This is a genomic window from Pseudomonas sp. Irchel 3F3, from assembly GCF_900187545.1.
GTDB classification, from domain to species: domain Bacteria; phylum Pseudomonadota; class Gammaproteobacteria; order Pseudomonadales; family Pseudomonadaceae; genus Aquipseudomonas; species Aquipseudomonas fortuita.
The window spans coordinates 59431-73504 of the sequence record NZ_FYDS01000002.1; the positions used below are offsets into that span (position 1 = coordinate 59431).

The following is a 14074-nucleotide window of genomic DNA, read 5'->3' on the forward strand; positions in this document are numbered from 1 at the left end:
TTCTTCCCCCAATATATGGCGCGTTAACCGCCAGAAGGACCTCGGCCGCGCACAACAAGAAGGCGCAGACCATGAGCACCCCTTTGGACACCAACGCCCTTAAAGCCCGTCAGCAGCCGCCTGGGCCAGCGGTGACTACGCGGTAATCGGCACCACCCTGCAACTGGTTGGCGAACGCCTGGCCGAGGCCTGCGACTTGCGCTGGGACGAGCAGGTGCTGGACGTTGCTGCCGGCAACGGCAACGCCACCTTGGCCGCTGCCCGCCGCGGCTGTCGCGTCACCTCCACCGACTATGTGCCCGAATTGCTCAAGCGAGGCGAAGAGCGGGCGCGGGCCGAGCACTTGAATGTGTTGTTCCAGGCGGCCGATGCCGAAGCGTTGCCGTTTGCCGACGGTACCTTCGATGCCGTGCTTTCCACCTTCGGCGTGATGTTCGCCCCTGATCAGGCGCAGGCCGCACGCGAGCTGGTCCGGGTGTGCCGGCCCGGTGGCCGCATCGGCCTGGCCAACTGGACCCCGCAAGGCTTTGTCGGGCTGATGTTCAAAATGCTAAGCCGGCATGTGCCGCCACCCCCCGGTGCCTTGCCGCCTTCGCGATGGGGCGATGAGGAGCAGTTGCGCGTGATGTTCGAAGGGGCGCTCGGCGAACTGAAAGTCAGTCGTCAGCAGTTCAACTTCCGCTATCGCTCGGCGGCGCATTTCATCGAGGTGTTCCGCACCTGGTATGGGCCGGTACACAAGGCGTTTGCCTCATTGGAGCCAGAGGCGGCCAGTGCGCTGGAGCGGGATCTGACCAAATTGCTGGAGGAGAACAACGTCGCTGGACCTTCATCGTTGGTGGTGCCGAGTGAATACATTGAGGTGGTGGTCATTCGGGGCTAGCAGGCGCTCCTTCCAATGCCTCCGCGGGTGGGGGGGCTGCACGGACATTGAAAAGCTTGCAGACGAAGTACCAAGCGATCGCGACCGTTAGGTTGTAGGGGAACAACACAGCCCAGAACGGCAGTTGCCAGTTTTTCTTGCCCTGCATTTCACCGGGCTCGCCGGTACGCCAGGGGGCATAGTGGCGCCAGGCTTCAGCCGGGGTCAGGCAGATGGCGTAGAGTGGCTTGTGCCACCAATTGGGCTCGCCGGGAGGCGGAAGCTTGTCCGGACCGTGGTTCATGAAATGGCGGAGGTACTCCCACACTTCGGCGACGTGTCTGACCCCGGGCTCGGTGGGTTCGTTGCTGTCGACCCAGAGGCAGTCTTCTTGGTGGAGGCTGCCATCCGCTCGGCGAGGGGCGAAGGCGAGGGCGTAGCTGGTGCTGAAGGATGAACCGCCAAACTCAACACGCTTGAAAATACCCCCGCCCATATTATCCCAATCAAAAACCAATACCCTGTTCAGTCGTTGATAGTAAAACTTTCGTGTTGATCGGTTGAGGTAGATGTTAGATAAGCCCTTTATGAGAAATATTCGGTAGATGAGGAAGGGGAGGAATATGAATGGGGTGAGTGCGAATCCGATAGTAAGTATTGGGTCAAATGTGTGCGGATTCCAGGCGTCACTTGAAAAGAAAGAGGAAGGGTAGATGCCGATCATTACTATCAGAATCGATGCGCAGTACAATTTTCCCATGAAAACAGAATCTGTTACCCACGGGTTTCTTAAGCATAGGTTGTTTTCACATGCTTTTAAAAGTTGACCGCCAATAGCGGCTTTGTGCCCTGAATCTGACGTTGAATTGAATAACCAGATGGTTGTCATGATCAGCGTTCCAAACGAAAAATCGACAGGGTCTCATTGTCTTCGTCCAACCCCTGATTGGCGCTGTAGGCGAGATGCAGTGAGACATGATTTTGGTTGGTTAGCGTGTTCTCAAAATGTAGAACCAAACCAGCACCTACGATGTGGCCGGTTGGGGCGATTGGGAAAACGTCCATTCCTTGGCCGTCACGGAGCGCGCTCAAGCTCCCTGACCATTCGCTTACGCCTAGCCTGAAGCCAGGCAGTAGCACTGTGAACTCGACACTTGGTTGAGGTGTGGCTACTTCGTTATGTGTGATAGAGGTCCAGTTTGGCGGAGACCAGAGATGATCTTGATGCCATCGGGTATCGACTTTAGTTATACCGAGTGACAGGGCCTGCTCGGCGGAGAGTAGTTTAGGGCCGTAGTGTTCGTTGTACCAAGCTTTGATTTCGGTTTTTAGCGAAGCAAAAGCAGGAAGTCTATTTTCGTAGTCCAAGTTAATTCCAGCGTGCATCTCTCCGTCGTTGATGCGATTGCCGAACACGCAACGTGCAGCCCAAAGTTCTATCGGGCTGTGCTGCCGCTCATGTGCCTTGGCGTGAAGGTACAGCCCTCCTGCAATGATGGCTACTCCCACCAGGACAAGTGCAGCCGCGGCCCATCCGGCGAACGGTACAAACGAAGTAACACCTGCAATTGACAGTCCGGCTTCAAGTACGACGATTGAGCCAGCGGCCATCGTTACTCCGCCAGCCATTGTGTATCGGGCTGCAATTTGGTCGCCATAAGTGCGCTGCCGCTGCGACTTGAATATGTCAGAAGTTAATCCGCTAATTATAGCGGGGTATCCCACTAAGCGTGCGTAGAGATTACTGCTTAAAAACTTCATGATCCCATTGCCAAAGGCCATGCCTGGTGCGGTCGGACTCAATTTCAGCATTACAGCCTTCTGCGTAGCTCGCACGCTGACCATCGTCGCCGCCGCTGCACCGATCACCCCAAAAATCGATGAAGCAAAGCCCAAGGTGTATTCCGGTGCATCGTTCTTTTGCAGGCTGTTATAGGCCGTCTTCAGCGATAAGATGTTGAACCACAGCATCCCCGCGTTCAAACCACCCCCACCGCCCGAGGTGAGCAACCCGAGAAAGTTGGGCTTCACTCGCGCAGTGGTGGTCAGTTCTATCGATATTGTCCGGCTACCCGAGATGCGCAGTTGTTTCATTTCCTCAACCTGCGCCATGCCGCTCTTCAAATACTTCTGTGCCTCCTGGCTGAATGGATTTTCCGTGATGGCCTGTTCGGTGATTCGATAGCGCGCTGCCAACAGCCCCAACGCCTTCTCGGCATTCGCCTCCCGCGCCGCCAACAGCACCTGCTGACGCAGGCCATGACTGGCATCCCAGCGGGTTTGCCCGCGCAGGCGCTTGAGCACTACGGTATTGACCGCCTGGGCGGTAAGGTCGGTGATGTCGGCCATGGCCGGGAAGCGACCCACCAATCCTTCGATCACGTTGTCGCTGGCACCGAACAAAAAGCCGGTCGAATCCGCCTTGTCCTTGAACGGATTGAACGGCGCCAAGGCGGTGTAAAGCGGGCTGTCGTGCTGGTCCAACCATTGCTCCAGGCGTTTGAAGCGTCGGTCATGCTCTTCGGTGCCGGGTGTCGGCTGGCCCATCGGGTGAATCAGCAAAGCCAGCGAGATTTCCAGGCCGCGGGCGGAGGTGCGTTCGTCGCGGTCGTAACACGCCAGTGCGGCTGCCAGGCTGTGGGGGTTGTCGATATGTTGCGATTCGGCAGTGGCCAGCCAGGCATCATGATCATTGCTCGCTTGCAACGCCAGGTTGCGCAGGACTGCCATACGCCGTTCCAGTTCATCGCGCTCGGCGAGGAAATGCCGGTATTTGGCGATATCGATGCGCTTTGCCAGGCGCGCGCCGTTGGGGGAGTAATCCTCATGGGTGAGGGCCTGGAAATGTGACTCGGCCGCAGACAGCGCAGGGCCACGCCGCTCCGTGCCCAGCCTGAACGCGGCCAGTTCCGATGAAGGCGCATCGGCCGGGTACATGCTTTCCAGCGTCTTGTTCAGCAGCATGCCCACCAGGTTGCGATGGTGAAAATCGCGGCTGTGCACGCTCAGTTGCTCGGCATCCAGGCGGTAGCACGCCGGCACGGGTTCCTGCTCGGGAGGTTGCGCGGGTTTTGTGTGTGCCAGTTGCTCGGCGGGCATCAGGTCGCGCATTTGATGCTGGTAGGCCGAGACCGACAGGCTCAGGTCCAGGGCCATGCCTTCGGCGTCGGCGAGTGCTACTACCACCGGTACCTTCGGTTGGGTCCAGGGGTAGTGACGTGCCACGGCGACCAGGTTGCCGATAGGCAAGGTTTCGGTGATCGGGTCGCTGCTCCAGGTCAGCGGCATGCGCCGTTCGGTTGGCTTGAAGTCTTCGACCCAGGTTTGCAGGGCACTGACCGGCAACACATGGGGCTGGGTGGATGGCGCCTGGTTGCTGGCGATCAGTTCGGCCATGTCCAGCTGGCGCATATGCCGTTTGCGCAGGGCTGATGAACCGGTGATGCGGGCGGTCACGGCGTTGGTCCACAGGTGGGGGCTGTAGCCGATCCACACTTGCCTGGCGGTATCGGGGCAGGTATCGGCCCACACCCAGCCCATGCTGCGGCTGGAGAGATAGCGATCACGCAGGTGGTAGTTTTCCAGCCCTTTGTAACTCAGTTCCTTGTAAAGACCCGCGCCAACGTACTCATGGATGACCAGCTTTTCGCCCTTCGGACCTTTCATGAACACGTAGACATAACCCGGGCGCAAAGCGCGCAGGGTGTAGGCAGAGTGTTGCAGCGGGGGGAAGCTTTGTTCCAAATTGAAACCCGCACTGGCATAGCGGCAGGCGGGCGTGTCGCCGGTGCGTGGCACGATGGCATAGCGCACTGGCAGGATGGGGATGCGTGCAGTACAGGCGGGACCGGAAGTGGCGCTGCTAACGGAAGAATTGCTCATGCGAGTTCCTTGCTCAGAGAGCAGTCTTTTCAGACCAAACGCGTAGAACGGCCTGTTCCAGTGCAAATAACGACTGGAAGAGTTGGCTGAGGCTAATGCTGTAGGAAATATCTTCCTTGTTTCAGGAGATGAAAAAACGATCGGCTTGTTAAGGCTCAGGCGACAGACAATGCCTCGATTTCTGCTTCTTGGTCGAGGCTGAAAGTGTAATATTTTATTTGAATGTTTTTGTGTTCCGCGAGTGTGGTTTTATAAGTGGAAAGTTTGACCTTTTCTGTAGGAGTTGTCTTACATATTAGGCGGTCGTTAAACTTTCAGTTCTTGCACTTGGCCATCACTACTTGGCAAGTTCGAGGTGCGCCCCCCGAGCGGCCGGCATAGCGTATGCAATTGTTCATGGATTTTTGCCGCGCAATGCTCAGGGTATTGCCCCAGGCCAGGCCGCCTTCGCCAGTCGTGGGTACGGCTTTGGCGAAGCAGTTGGAGCCTACTGCAGGCGTGGCGTAGCGCGCCTTGCTGCCTTTGCTGGAGCAACCAGCGGTGAGCGCCAGGCTGAGGGCGAGCAGGGTGGTCAGGGCCCAGTATGCGTTTGGTCTGCTCACGTGTTCCCCTTCTGCGCTTGGCAGCAAATGCCTTGCAGGATATTTCATTGTAGCGAAGCGGTGAACTATCGCGTCGCGAAGGGGCTCCTTTGCTAAGCGCACCTTGCGCTCACCTGATGGCGCAAGCCCATCAGCCCCCTGGGTCACTGAATGAAAAGGAGGCACTGTGACCGCTACTGACCAAACCCTCTACCGCTGTACGCCCAGCCCGCTGCACGCCCTGCTGCTGGCAGGCAGTGTGCCATTGTTCCTTGGCGCACTGCTGAGCGATATCGCCTACTTCAACAGCTACCAGATCCAGTGGAGCAACTTCGCCGCCTGGCTGATTGCCGGTGCCTTGGTGTTCTGCGGGCTGGCACTGTTGTTCGCGCTGGCAAACCTGGTCCGCGCCGAACGCAAGGGCGGGCGCGCCACGCTGTACTTCGTGCTGCTGCTGGTGACCTGGGTGCTCGGCTTGATCAATGCGTTCGAGCACGCCAAGGACGCCTGGGCGGTGATGCCGTCGGGGCTGGTGTTGTCGGTGATCGTGACCGTGCTCTCGGTAGTGGCTGCCTGGACCGGCTTGAGCAACCTGCGCTCGGGAGGTGCAGCATGAAGCCTTTGCATGCATTGAGCCTGTTGAGCATGGCGGTGTTGCTGAGTGCCTGTGGTGGTGACGGCGAGCGTACCCAGGCCCATGGTCCGGACCCCAAGTTGCCCGAGCCGCAGCGCGGCTTGTTGCCGAGCATGAAGATTGCCCAGCCGGTGGCCTGGGGCGAGCAGAAACCGACCGTGCCGGAGGGTTTCAACGTCACAGCCATTGCCACTGACCTGAAGATTCCGCGGCAGAGCCTGGTGCTGCCCAATGGCGACATCCTGGTGGCCGAGGGCAGGGGCGGCAGCGCGGCCAAGCTCAAGCCCAAGGATGTGATCGCCAGCCAGATCAAGGCCAAGGGCAATACGCAGGTCAAAGGTGGCAACCGCCTGACCCTGTTGCGCGATGCCGACGGCGATGGCACCTATGAGGTGCAGACCGTGTTCGCGGAAAACCTCAACGCACCGTATGGCCTGGCCTTTGCCAACGGCAAGCTGTATGTGGCCAACCAGGATGCGCTGGTGCGTTTCGACTACAAGGATGGCCAGACCCAGGCAGACGGCCCGCCATCCAAGGTCACCGACCTGCCGGCCGAGATCAACCATCACTGGACCAAGGCGCTGACGATCAGCCCTGATGGTCGCTACCTGTATGTGGGGATCGGCTCGAACAGCAACATCACCGAGCGCGGCCTGGAGGTGGAGATCGATCGGGCGATGGTCTGGCAGGTCGATGCCGAAACCGGGGCGCACCGGCCTTACGCCACCGGCTTGCGCAACCCGACGGCATTGACCATTCAGCCGCAGACCGGGCAGTTGTGGACGGTGGTTAACGAGCGCGATGAGCTGGGCCCCGACTTGGTACCGGACTACCTCACTTCGGTGCGCGAAGGTGGCTTCTATGGTTGGCCTTACAGCTACTGGGGGCAGAATGTAGATGATCGGGTGCGGCCGCAAAACCCGGCCAAGGTGGCTGCGGCGATCAAGCCGGACTACAGCCTGGGCTCGCATGTGGCTGCATTGGGTGTCGACTTCTCGATCCCGGCCATGGGCAAGGAGTTTGCCGACGGGGTGTTCGTGGGCGAGCACGGCAGCTGGAACCGGCCCGATCCGGTGGGCTACAAGGTGATATTCGTGCCGTTCAGCAATGGCAGGCCGGCAGGGGCGCCCATCGACTTTGCCACGGGCTTCCGCGGCGAGGATGGCAAGACGCGTGGGCGGCCGGTGGGCGTTACTGTGGACCCGCGTGGGGCGTTGATCATTGCCGATGACCTGGCCAATACGGTATGGCGGGTGACGCGTAACCGTTGAGCAGCGGTGTGACCGGATCCACCCCCGTGGGGGTGGGTTCACCCAGGAGCCGGTTAGGTAACTGGCGCCGGCAGGGTTGCGGGCACCGTCTATGCTTGTTGGCGCGTGAACAATTCGCGCCCTTTTTTGCTTGATCACATGGAAGCAGGTCTATGAACCCGATTCGCTCTCTCGCTCGTGCTGTTGCCTTGGCCACGCTGGCATCCGCTGCCAGCTTTACGGCGTACGCTGCCGATATTCCGATTGCCAGTGAGGCACTGGAAAGCCATGTCACCACGCAGGTTACAGCTATCGACCAGGCCAACCGCCAGGTCACGGTGAAAGGCCCTGATAACAAAGCGGATGTGACGTTCCAGCTCACGGATCAGGCCAAGGCCCTGCCTAACCTCAAGGTCGGGGACAAGGTCGATATCTTTGTTACCCGCGCCGTGGCCTATGTGCTCAACACCGATGTGGGTGGGGCGCCGAAGGCCACCGAGGAGTCCGGCACCATTCGCGCCACAGCGCAGAACCCCAACCCGGGTGGCGAGGCATTCCGCCAGGTCCGGGTCACCTCGCAGATCAAGAAGATCGACCTCAAGACGCACGAAGTGAGCCTGCTGCCACCTGAGGGCAAGCTGCAGGTGGTCAAGGTCGAAAACCCGGAATTACAGGCGCGCATGAGTAATCTCAAGGTCGGCCAGACGGTCGATGCGATCTTTACCGAAGTGCTGCGCGTCGAAACGTCGCGCTGACTATTTACCGAGACAGGCTACGGGTTGCCCGTAAATGGATCCGTCGTGATGCCTTGCATGACGGCGGATGCTGTACGAACAGCTGAATCACCCAGTCCGGGCGGGTCTTGCTGGCGTCATTGAGCCAGTTGGCGACTGAGTCCTGGGCGTACTTGTCGGCTTCTGCCAGGCGCGGTACCAGCATTGGCTCGGCCGCTTCAGGCGTCTGCTTGAGTGCGGTGATGTGCTCGCACCAGACCCCACGGGGGCGCAGCACCTCGATGCAGAAGCGCCTTACCAGCGGGTCCGCATCGCCGGCATGCTGGCCGAGCAGGGTGAGCGCAGTCCCCAACTCCTGGACCAGGCGCGGACGCAGGGCGATCCAGGCCCACTCGCGCACGCCAAAATGCTCATCGCGGGCAAACCGCAACTGAGCCAGTAGCGCTGGCTCCAGCGCCTGCGTGCGCGACAGATGCACTTGGGCAAAGGCGGCCCAGCTGCGCACGGTATCGGAAACATGCGAGCTGCATTGTTCGAATACGTGCTGGCGGATTGGCGAGGAAGCTTGTTCCAACCAATGCCCCAGCTCAAGGCCAATGGCTGCGATTTTCTTGGAAAGGCCCAGCGTCGCTGCTGCTTCAGCACAGGCGAGCAACCGTTCGACCAGTGTGTCGGGTAGCAGGCTGGCCAATGAGCCGACCAGGGTGGCCTGATTTACTGCCAGGCATTCGGCGAGGTTGCGGGTTGGCAACTGCCCGTGATCAATCAGGTTTTTGCGTTCATCAGTCATCGAATGTGTTCCATCACATCAGGTGTTTGTTTTTTCTTGCTGCTGTGACCCGTGCCCGTATGGCCCCTGGGGTTTCGCGACAGCACAGTATCCTAGCTCATGGGCAAAAAACGGACTCGCATATGCGCCTGGCGAATAAGGTGTGTGCAGGGTTTCGATTTCCATAGATGGAGGGAATTTTCGATCATGGCTTCAATATGTTTCAGCAATGAGGACTGCCATGTTCAGTAAAACCCTGTGCCTACTGCTGCTTCCCTTTGCCTTGGCGTTGCTTGCCGGGGCGGTATTGCCGTTTCAGGCCGCAGGTAATGCTGCCGTGGGCCGTGCCCTGGGGCATTGGTTGTGGGGGGCATTCACATCGTTGACCGTGAGTTCGCTAGTGGTAATCGCCGCGCTGCTGATCCTCAGGGTTCCCGTACCAGAGCTGGGCAAGGCCCTGCAGGGGCCGTGGTGGCTATGGATCGGGGGTGTGCTGGGGGCCATGTATGTGGCGGGCGCTGCGGCGCTTACGCCCAGGCTGGGCGCAGCGGGTTTTTTGGTGCTGGTGGTGGCTGGGCAGATCATCACGGCAGTGCTCGCCGACCACTACGGGGTGATGGGGCTGGGTGGCAAGCCGCTGAGCCTGGCCAGGGTGGCAGGTGTAGTGCTGATCCTGTGTGGCGTGCTGTTGGTTCAAGGCACCTGGGCGACGGCGCCAGCGACCAGTGCAATCACCACGGTAAAGCAGCCAGAAGGCTGATCAGCGTCCCGGCTGGCTGCAGGCCCACACGGTTTCGCGCAGCCAGCGGTGCCCGGGGTCGCTGTCCTTGCGGCTGTGCCAGGCCTGCTGGTAGTCGAACGAGGGAATGGTCAGTGGCGGCGTGAACTGGCGCAGCGTCTTGTGCTGGCGCAACGACCCTACCGCGCGGCTGGCCACTGTGAGGATCAGGTCGGTGCCAGCGAGTACCTCTACTGCCGCGCTCCAGTGTGGCAAGGCCAAGGCGATACGGCGGCGCAGGCCTGATGCTGCCAGAGCGCGCTCTATTTCGTCGAAGGCATCCGGGCGCATGGCCATCAGCACATGCGGGCGTGCCAGCCAGTCTGTCAGGGCCAGGCTGCCGCTGGCGGGCAACACCTGGCGATCGGCAACACTGATGAAATGGTCGGCAAACAGGGGCTGGGCGGTGATGTCCTGAGGCAGCTCCGGGAACAGGCCCAGTGCCAGGTCCAGTTCGCCATCGAGCAGTTGGGCCAGCATGGTTTCACGGCTGGCCTGGCTGATGGCCAGGTCCACCCCAGGTGCGATCTGACGCAGGTGGCGCAATAGGGGTGGCAGGATGATGCGTGAGGAGTAGTCGGACAGTGACAGCCGGAAACGGCGCTGGGCTCTGGCTGGGTCGAACTGGGGGGTGGCCAGCAGGCCGTTGAGATGGGTCAACGCATCCTGCAGCGGTTTTACCAGCGACTGGGCACGGGCGGTGAGGGCCATGCCGCCGCCTTGGCGTACCAGCAAGGGGTCGTCGAAGTGTTTGCGCAGCTGCGCCAACGCGTGGCTGACCGCCGGTTGGCTGCGGTGCAGCCGCAGGGCGGCACGGGTCACGTGCTTTTCGCTGAGCAGGGCATGCAGGGCGAGCAGTAGGTTGAGGTCGATCTTGCGCAGTTCATCCATGGGGTAAATGGCCTTGGTGCATTCCAGGGGTCTTTATTAGCTTAACAAGCCTTGCATATCGCCGGGGTCGCGTTGCGGCCCATCGCGACACAAGGCCGCTCTTGCAAGGATTGCGTTAACCGTTAGGGTTATACTCCTCGCCCGTTTTACTGTTATCCGAGTACTCCGATGGGTCTTTGCGCAACTGCCACACCTGAACCGCGTCGCCAGGGCGCGCCTATGATCGCCTTGGCCTTACTGTTGGCTGGCGCCTGGTTCCTCAATTTGAATGCCGGCTTCAAGCAGGTATTGCTCCTGCTGGTCGGCGCAGCGCTCGGCCTGACCTTGTATCACGCCGCCTTCGGCTTCACCTCGGCCTGGCGGGTGTTCATCACCGAGCGTCGCGGAGCAGGCCTGCGGGCACAGATGGTCATGCTGGCCCTGGCCGTGCTGCTGTTCTTTCCCGCATTGTCAGCTGGCAGCCTGCTCGGTAACCCGGTCACCGGCCTGGTGGCCCCGGCGGGTGTTTCGGTAGTGTTCGGGGCGTTCATCTTCGGCATCGGCATGCAACTGGGTGGTGGTTGCGCATCGGGCACATTGTTCACCGTGGGCGGTGGTAATGCGCGCATGCTTGTGACCTTGCTGTTCTTCATCATGGGTTCTGTAACCGCCACCCATCATGCCGACTGGTGGTTTGCCTTGCCGTCTTTCCCGGCAACCTCGCTCGTGCAGGTTTGGGGTATGGGGCCGGCGCTGCTGGTGAGCCTGGCAGTGTTCGGGCTGATTGCCTGGGTCACCGTGCTGCTGGAAAAGCGCCGGCACGGCGCGCTGGAAGCGCCAGTTGCCAGCGAGCACCAGGGCCTGCGGCGCTTCCTGCGTGGCCCCTGGCCGTTGCTGTGGGGCGCCATTGCCCTGGCACTGCTCAACTACGCGACCCTGGCGCTGGCGGGGCGGCCGTGGGGCATTACTTCGGCCTTCGCCTTGTGGGGGGCCAAAACCCTCAACGGCCTGGGCGTGGATGTCGGCAGCTGGGTGTTCTGGCAGGCGCCGGCCAATGCCAAGGCGTTGGCCTCACCGTTGTGGCAAGACATCACCACGGTGATGGACCTGGGCATCGTGCTGGGTGCGCTGCTGGCGGCTGGCCTGGCGGGGCGCTTTGCGCCAAGCCTGAAAATCCCGTTGCCGTCGCTGCTTGCCGCAGTCATCGGCGGCCTGCTGTTGGGCTACGGTTCGCGGCTGGCCTATGGCTGCAATATCGGTGCGTATTTCAGTGGCATAGCCTCGGGCAGCGTGCATGGCTGGCTGTGGCTGGTGGCGGCTTACGCCGGTAATCTGATCGGGGTGCGTCTTCGCCCGTTGTTTTTCGCGGGTGAGCGGCGCCCGGCGGTGCTGACGGGCTGCTGAGGCACTGCGTGAATTGCTGCAAGCGGTGTAGAAATCATCTGCACTTCGCCTGAGTATCCAACGTCTGCTGCCCAGTCGTGTGGCTGGGCAGCGTCACACTGGTCGCGATCGAGGGTGCTCGAAAACCACTTTATATTTCGTCGATAACCTATTGATAAATAGAAATTTATCTTTTGGCAAGAGCGTGCTGGACACACTGCTCATAGTAAGTCTGCCTGATCGCGGCAGGCTTGAGCCGCGAGCGGCTGTTGTAGGTCTGCTCGGTAATACCGAAGGCGGTCATGCGCATCCAGGGTTTGGGGAATTTGCGTACCTGCAGCTTCTTGCGCGTGGCATACAGGGTCACCCCGGAAAGCTTGGCCTGCTGGGCGTCGGCGGCGATCTGCGCACCCCAGCCGCAGGTGTGGCGATCGTTCTGGCTCAGCGCCCGGGCCTGGGCGCCAAAAGCCAGCGTGGCCAGCAGGCACCCGGCCATGGTTGCTAGAATTACTCGCATGTTGCTGTCCTAAGCATCTGAAGGAGAACGAAGTTTGCCTTCGCTTTGCGATGCAGGGGGCCAGCAATTTGCCGTCAGATCACCCCCATGCGCAGCGGGCTGGCGGCTGGCGTGCGCAGGCTTGCCCAGGCCAAGCTGGCCGCCCAAATCACCGACACACCATAGTTCAGCCGTTGATACAGGCCGAACAGCTGGCCGTTTTGTGCTGCCTGGCCCATCAGTGCGACGGTAATGATCGCCAGCACCACGCAGGCCAGCGAGCACAGCGCCAGGGCCCGCGAGCCTGCAATGCGATTGCCCAGCCACGCCCACAGGGCACTGGCCAGGGTCAGCGAGAGGAACATCAGCAAGCCAAACAGGTTATGCAGTTGCTGCGAGATGGACGGCTGCGCCGGTGCGCAACCCTGGTCACAGGGGAACCAGCCGGTGCCCAGGCTGCCAACACCATGCAGCAACACCAGGGCCGCACTCAACAGTGCCAGTTTCGATCCACGCCAGCGCCGCGCCAGGCCCCAGGCAAACAGCGCGAACAGGGCCGCCAGGGGGAAGTTGTTGGCCAGTGGTGACCAGCTGTGGGTGGGCGCGCCTACGGCGCCGAGCTGGCTCATGGCCTGTTGCAGGTGGTCATAGCCGGGGTAAGCCTGGGCGGTGAGCCACACACCTGCCAGCAACCACAGGGGTATCAGCAGGCCGCTGGCGAGCAACAGACGGTCGAGAGGTTTCATGCTGCATTTTCCTTCCATGGATGAGTGAGCGCAAAGGCGCACAGTACAGGCTTGTGCGGGCTCTGGGCCAGCGCTTGTACCGGTTTTTCCATGGGCGAGGGATGCAAGCAGGAGCAATAAATACCGCACCGGGTGTATGTGATCGTACAACTGCTTGCGCTATGATGAGCGCTGTCTTCCAAGGTGAAATACAGGGCAATGACAGAGCAGCAGGTACAGGCAAGGACCCGGCGCAAGCCGCGTAGTCTGGCCCAGGAACTGGTCACAGTGCTGACCGAACGCATTCGCAGTGGCCAGCTCAAGCGTGGCGACAAGCTGCCGACCGAATCGCAGATCATGGTTGAAGAGGGCGTGAGCCGCACCGTGGTGCGTGAGGCGATCTCGCGGCTGCAGGCGGCCGGGCAGGTCGAGACACGCCATGGGATCGGTACGTTCGTGCTGGACGCGCCCGCTTCGGGGGGCTTTCGCATCGACCCGGCGACTGTGGTCACCCTGCGTGAAGTGCTGGCGGTGCTGGAATTGCGTATTGCGCTGGAGATCGAATCGGCGGGCCTGGCGGCGCAGCGGCGCAGTGATGAAGAGCTGGCGGGCATGCGCGCGGCGCTGGACGAACTCAACGAAGGGGCGGCCCATGCCAATGATGCGGTCTCGGCGGACTTCCAGTTCCACCTGCGCATTGCCCAGGCCAGCGGCAACCACTACTTTGCCGATATCATCAACCACTTGGGTACCAGCATCATCCCGCGTACCCGGGTGAACTCTGCGCGGTTGGCGCATGATGACCAGGCGCACTACATGAGCCGCTTGATGCATGAGCACGAGGCCATTTATGAAGCAATCGCCCGGCGTGACAGTGAAGGGGCAAAAATGGCCATGCGCATGCACCTGAGCAATAGCCGTGAGCGCTTGCGTCAGGTGCATGAAGAGGCTGAGGCGCAGGGGGTCTGAGACCTTTGGTCGCCGGTACTGGCCTCTTCGCGGGCACGGCCGCTCCCACTGGGACCTGCATATCCTTGAGGGTGTAGCAGGGCGCTAAAGCCCAAAGAAAAGCCCCGCCATATGCGGGGCTTTGTTGTTTCAGGCGTTCGG

The 14074-nt window shown here is 60.8% G+C and carries 13 protein-coding genes and 1 pseudogene; 7 read left to right on the forward strand and 7 right to left on the reverse strand.

What is annotated here, in order from left to right; all coding sequences use genetic code 11:
• The first annotated feature begins 71 nt into the window (after nt 1-71).
• Nucleotides 72-883 (forward strand): annotated as a pseudogene (locus tag CKW35_RS03765) (class I SAM-dependent methyltransferase).
• Here CKW35_RS03765 and CKW35_RS03770 read toward each other — a convergent pair.
• The 3 genes from CKW35_RS03770 to CKW35_RS03780 form a co-directional block, all read right to left on the reverse strand.
• Nucleotides 870-1751 (reverse strand): DUF6708 domain-containing protein, encoded by an 882-nt coding sequence (locus CKW35_RS03770; RefSeq protein WP_095115137.1) that lies wholly within the window; start codon nt 1749-1751, stop codon nt 870-872. The pseudogene CKW35_RS03765 and the gene CKW35_RS03770 sit on opposite strands and share 14 nt — an antisense overlap.
• 2 nt (nt 1752-1753) lie before the next feature.
• A complete protein-coding gene (locus tag CKW35_RS03775; protein ID WP_095115139.1) occupies nt 1754-4744 on the reverse strand; it encodes a T6SS effector BTH_I2691 family protein in 2991 nt (996 codons plus the stop codon).
• A gap of 314 nt (nt 4745-5058) precedes the next feature.
• Nucleotides 5059-5346, reverse strand: a complete 288-nt coding sequence (locus CKW35_RS03780) for a DUF4189 domain-containing protein (RefSeq protein WP_016487480.1) — start codon at nt 5344-5346, stop codon at nt 5059-5061.
• 166 nt (nt 5347-5512) lie between these two features.
• Here CKW35_RS03780 and CKW35_RS03785 point away from each other — a divergent pair, with 166 nt between their 5' ends.
• The 3 genes from CKW35_RS03785 to CKW35_RS03795 all read left to right on the forward strand — a co-directional run bounded on the left by CKW35_RS03785 (nt 5513) and on the right by CKW35_RS03795 (nt 7964).
• Nucleotides 5513-5941: a DUF2231 domain-containing protein gene (locus CKW35_RS03785; protein ID WP_016487479.1), complete on the forward strand. Its 429-nt coding sequence runs from the start codon at nt 5513-5515 to the stop codon at nt 5939-5941.
• Nucleotides 5938-7230, forward strand: coding sequence for a sorbosone dehydrogenase family protein (locus tag CKW35_RS03790; RefSeq protein ID WP_016487478.1), 1293 nt, complete (start codon nt 5938-5940; stop codon nt 7228-7230). Before CKW35_RS03785 ends, CKW35_RS03790 begins: the two co-directional genes overlap by 4 nt.
• A gap of 152 nt (nt 7231-7382) precedes the next feature.
• Nucleotides 7383-7964 carry a hypothetical protein gene (locus CKW35_RS03795; protein ID WP_016487477.1) on the forward strand — a complete coding sequence of 194 codons (582 nt, stop codon included), beginning with the start codon at nt 7383-7385 and terminating at the stop codon, nt 7962-7964.
• 4 nt (nt 7965-7968) lie between these two features.
• Here CKW35_RS03795 and CKW35_RS03800 read toward each other — a convergent pair whose 3' ends face one another.
• Nucleotides 7969-8733: a hypothetical protein gene (locus tag CKW35_RS03800; protein ID WP_016487476.1), complete on the reverse strand. Its 765-nt coding sequence runs from the start codon at nt 8731-8733 to the stop codon at nt 7969-7971.
• A gap of 220 nt (nt 8734-8953) precedes the next feature.
• Here CKW35_RS03800 and CKW35_RS03805 point away from each other — a divergent pair, with 220 nt between their 5' ends.
• A complete protein-coding gene (locus CKW35_RS03805) occupies nt 8954-9472 on the forward strand; it encodes a DMT family transporter (protein ID WP_016487475.1) in 519 nt (172 codons plus the stop codon).
• Here the strand turns inward: CKW35_RS03805 and CKW35_RS03810 are convergent, their stop codons facing one another.
• The gene (locus CKW35_RS03810; RefSeq protein ID WP_016487474.1) at nt 9473-10381 is read right to left on the reverse strand and encodes a LysR family transcriptional regulator; all 909 of its coding nucleotides are present in this window, start codon (nt 10379-10381) and stop codon (nt 9473-9475) included.
• Between the two features lie 168 nt (nt 10382-10549).
• Between CKW35_RS03810 and CKW35_RS03815 the strand changes: the two genes are divergently transcribed.
• Nucleotides 10550-11764: a YeeE/YedE family protein gene (locus CKW35_RS03815; protein WP_024717475.1), complete on the forward strand. Its 1215-nt coding sequence runs from the start codon at nt 10550-10552 to the stop codon at nt 11762-11764.
• A 166-nt stretch (nt 11765-11930) separates the two neighbouring features.
• Here CKW35_RS03815 and CKW35_RS03820 read toward each other — a convergent pair whose 3' ends face one another.
• Both CKW35_RS03820 and CKW35_RS03825 read right to left on the reverse strand, forming a co-directional pair.
• Entirely contained in the window at nt 11931-12260 is a 330-nt protein-coding gene (locus tag CKW35_RS03820; RefSeq protein ID WP_016487472.1) for a hypothetical protein, read from the reverse strand.
• Between the two features lie 74 nt (nt 12261-12334).
• The gene (locus CKW35_RS03825; protein ID WP_070086702.1) at nt 12335-12985 is read right to left on the reverse strand and encodes a DUF998 domain-containing protein; all 651 of its coding nucleotides are present in this window, start codon (nt 12983-12985) and stop codon (nt 12335-12337) included.
• A gap of 198 nt (nt 12986-13183) precedes the next feature.
• Here CKW35_RS03825 and CKW35_RS03830 point away from each other — a divergent pair, with 198 nt between their 5' ends.
• On the forward strand, nt 13184-13933 hold the full coding sequence (locus CKW35_RS03830) for a FadR/GntR family transcriptional regulator (RefSeq protein WP_016487470.1): 750 nt from the start codon (nt 13184-13186) through the stop codon (nt 13931-13933).
• The last annotated feature ends 141 nt before the right edge of the window (nt 13934-14074 follow it).

Excerpts from the sequence above, each read along its gene's own strand:
- CKW35_RS03800 (WP_016487476.1), bottom strand. The coding sequence starts at position 8,733 with ATGACTGATGAACGCAAAAACCTGATTGATCACGGGCAGTTGCCAACC.
- CKW35_RS03770 (WP_095115137.1), bottom strand. The coding sequence starts at position 1,751 with ATGACAACCATCTGGTTATTCAATTCAACGTCAGATTCAGGGCACAAA.
- CKW35_RS03825 (WP_070086702.1), bottom strand. The coding sequence starts at position 12,985 with ATGAAACCTCTCGACCGTCTGTTGCTCGCCAGCGGCCTGCTGATACCC.
- CKW35_RS03795 (WP_016487477.1), top strand. The coding sequence starts at position 7,383 with ATGAACCCGATTCGCTCTCTCGCTCGTGCTGTTGCCTTGGCCACGCTG.
- CKW35_RS03810 (WP_016487474.1), bottom strand. The coding sequence starts at position 10,381 with ATGGATGAACTGCGCAAGATCGACCTCAACCTACTGCTCGCCCTGCAT.
- CKW35_RS03815 (WP_024717475.1), top strand. The coding sequence starts at position 10,550 with ATGGGTCTTTGCGCAACTGCCACACCTGAACCGCGTCGCCAGGGCGCG.
- CKW35_RS03830 (WP_016487470.1), top strand. The coding sequence starts at position 13,184 with ATGACAGAGCAGCAGGTACAGGCAAGGACCCGGCGCAAGCCGCGTAGT.
- CKW35_RS03805 (WP_016487475.1), top strand. The coding sequence starts at position 8,954 with ATGTTCAGTAAAACCCTGTGCCTACTGCTGCTTCCCTTTGCCTTGGCG.
- CKW35_RS03775 (WP_095115139.1), bottom strand. The coding sequence starts at position 4,744 with ATGAGCAATTCTTCCGTTAGCAGCGCCACTTCCGGTCCCGCCTGTACT.
- CKW35_RS03790 (WP_016487478.1), top strand. The coding sequence starts at position 5,938 with ATGAAGCCTTTGCATGCATTGAGCCTGTTGAGCATGGCGGTGTTGCTG.
- CKW35_RS03820 (WP_016487472.1), bottom strand. The coding sequence starts at position 12,260 with ATGCGAGTAATTCTAGCAACCATGGCCGGGTGCCTGCTGGCCACGCTG.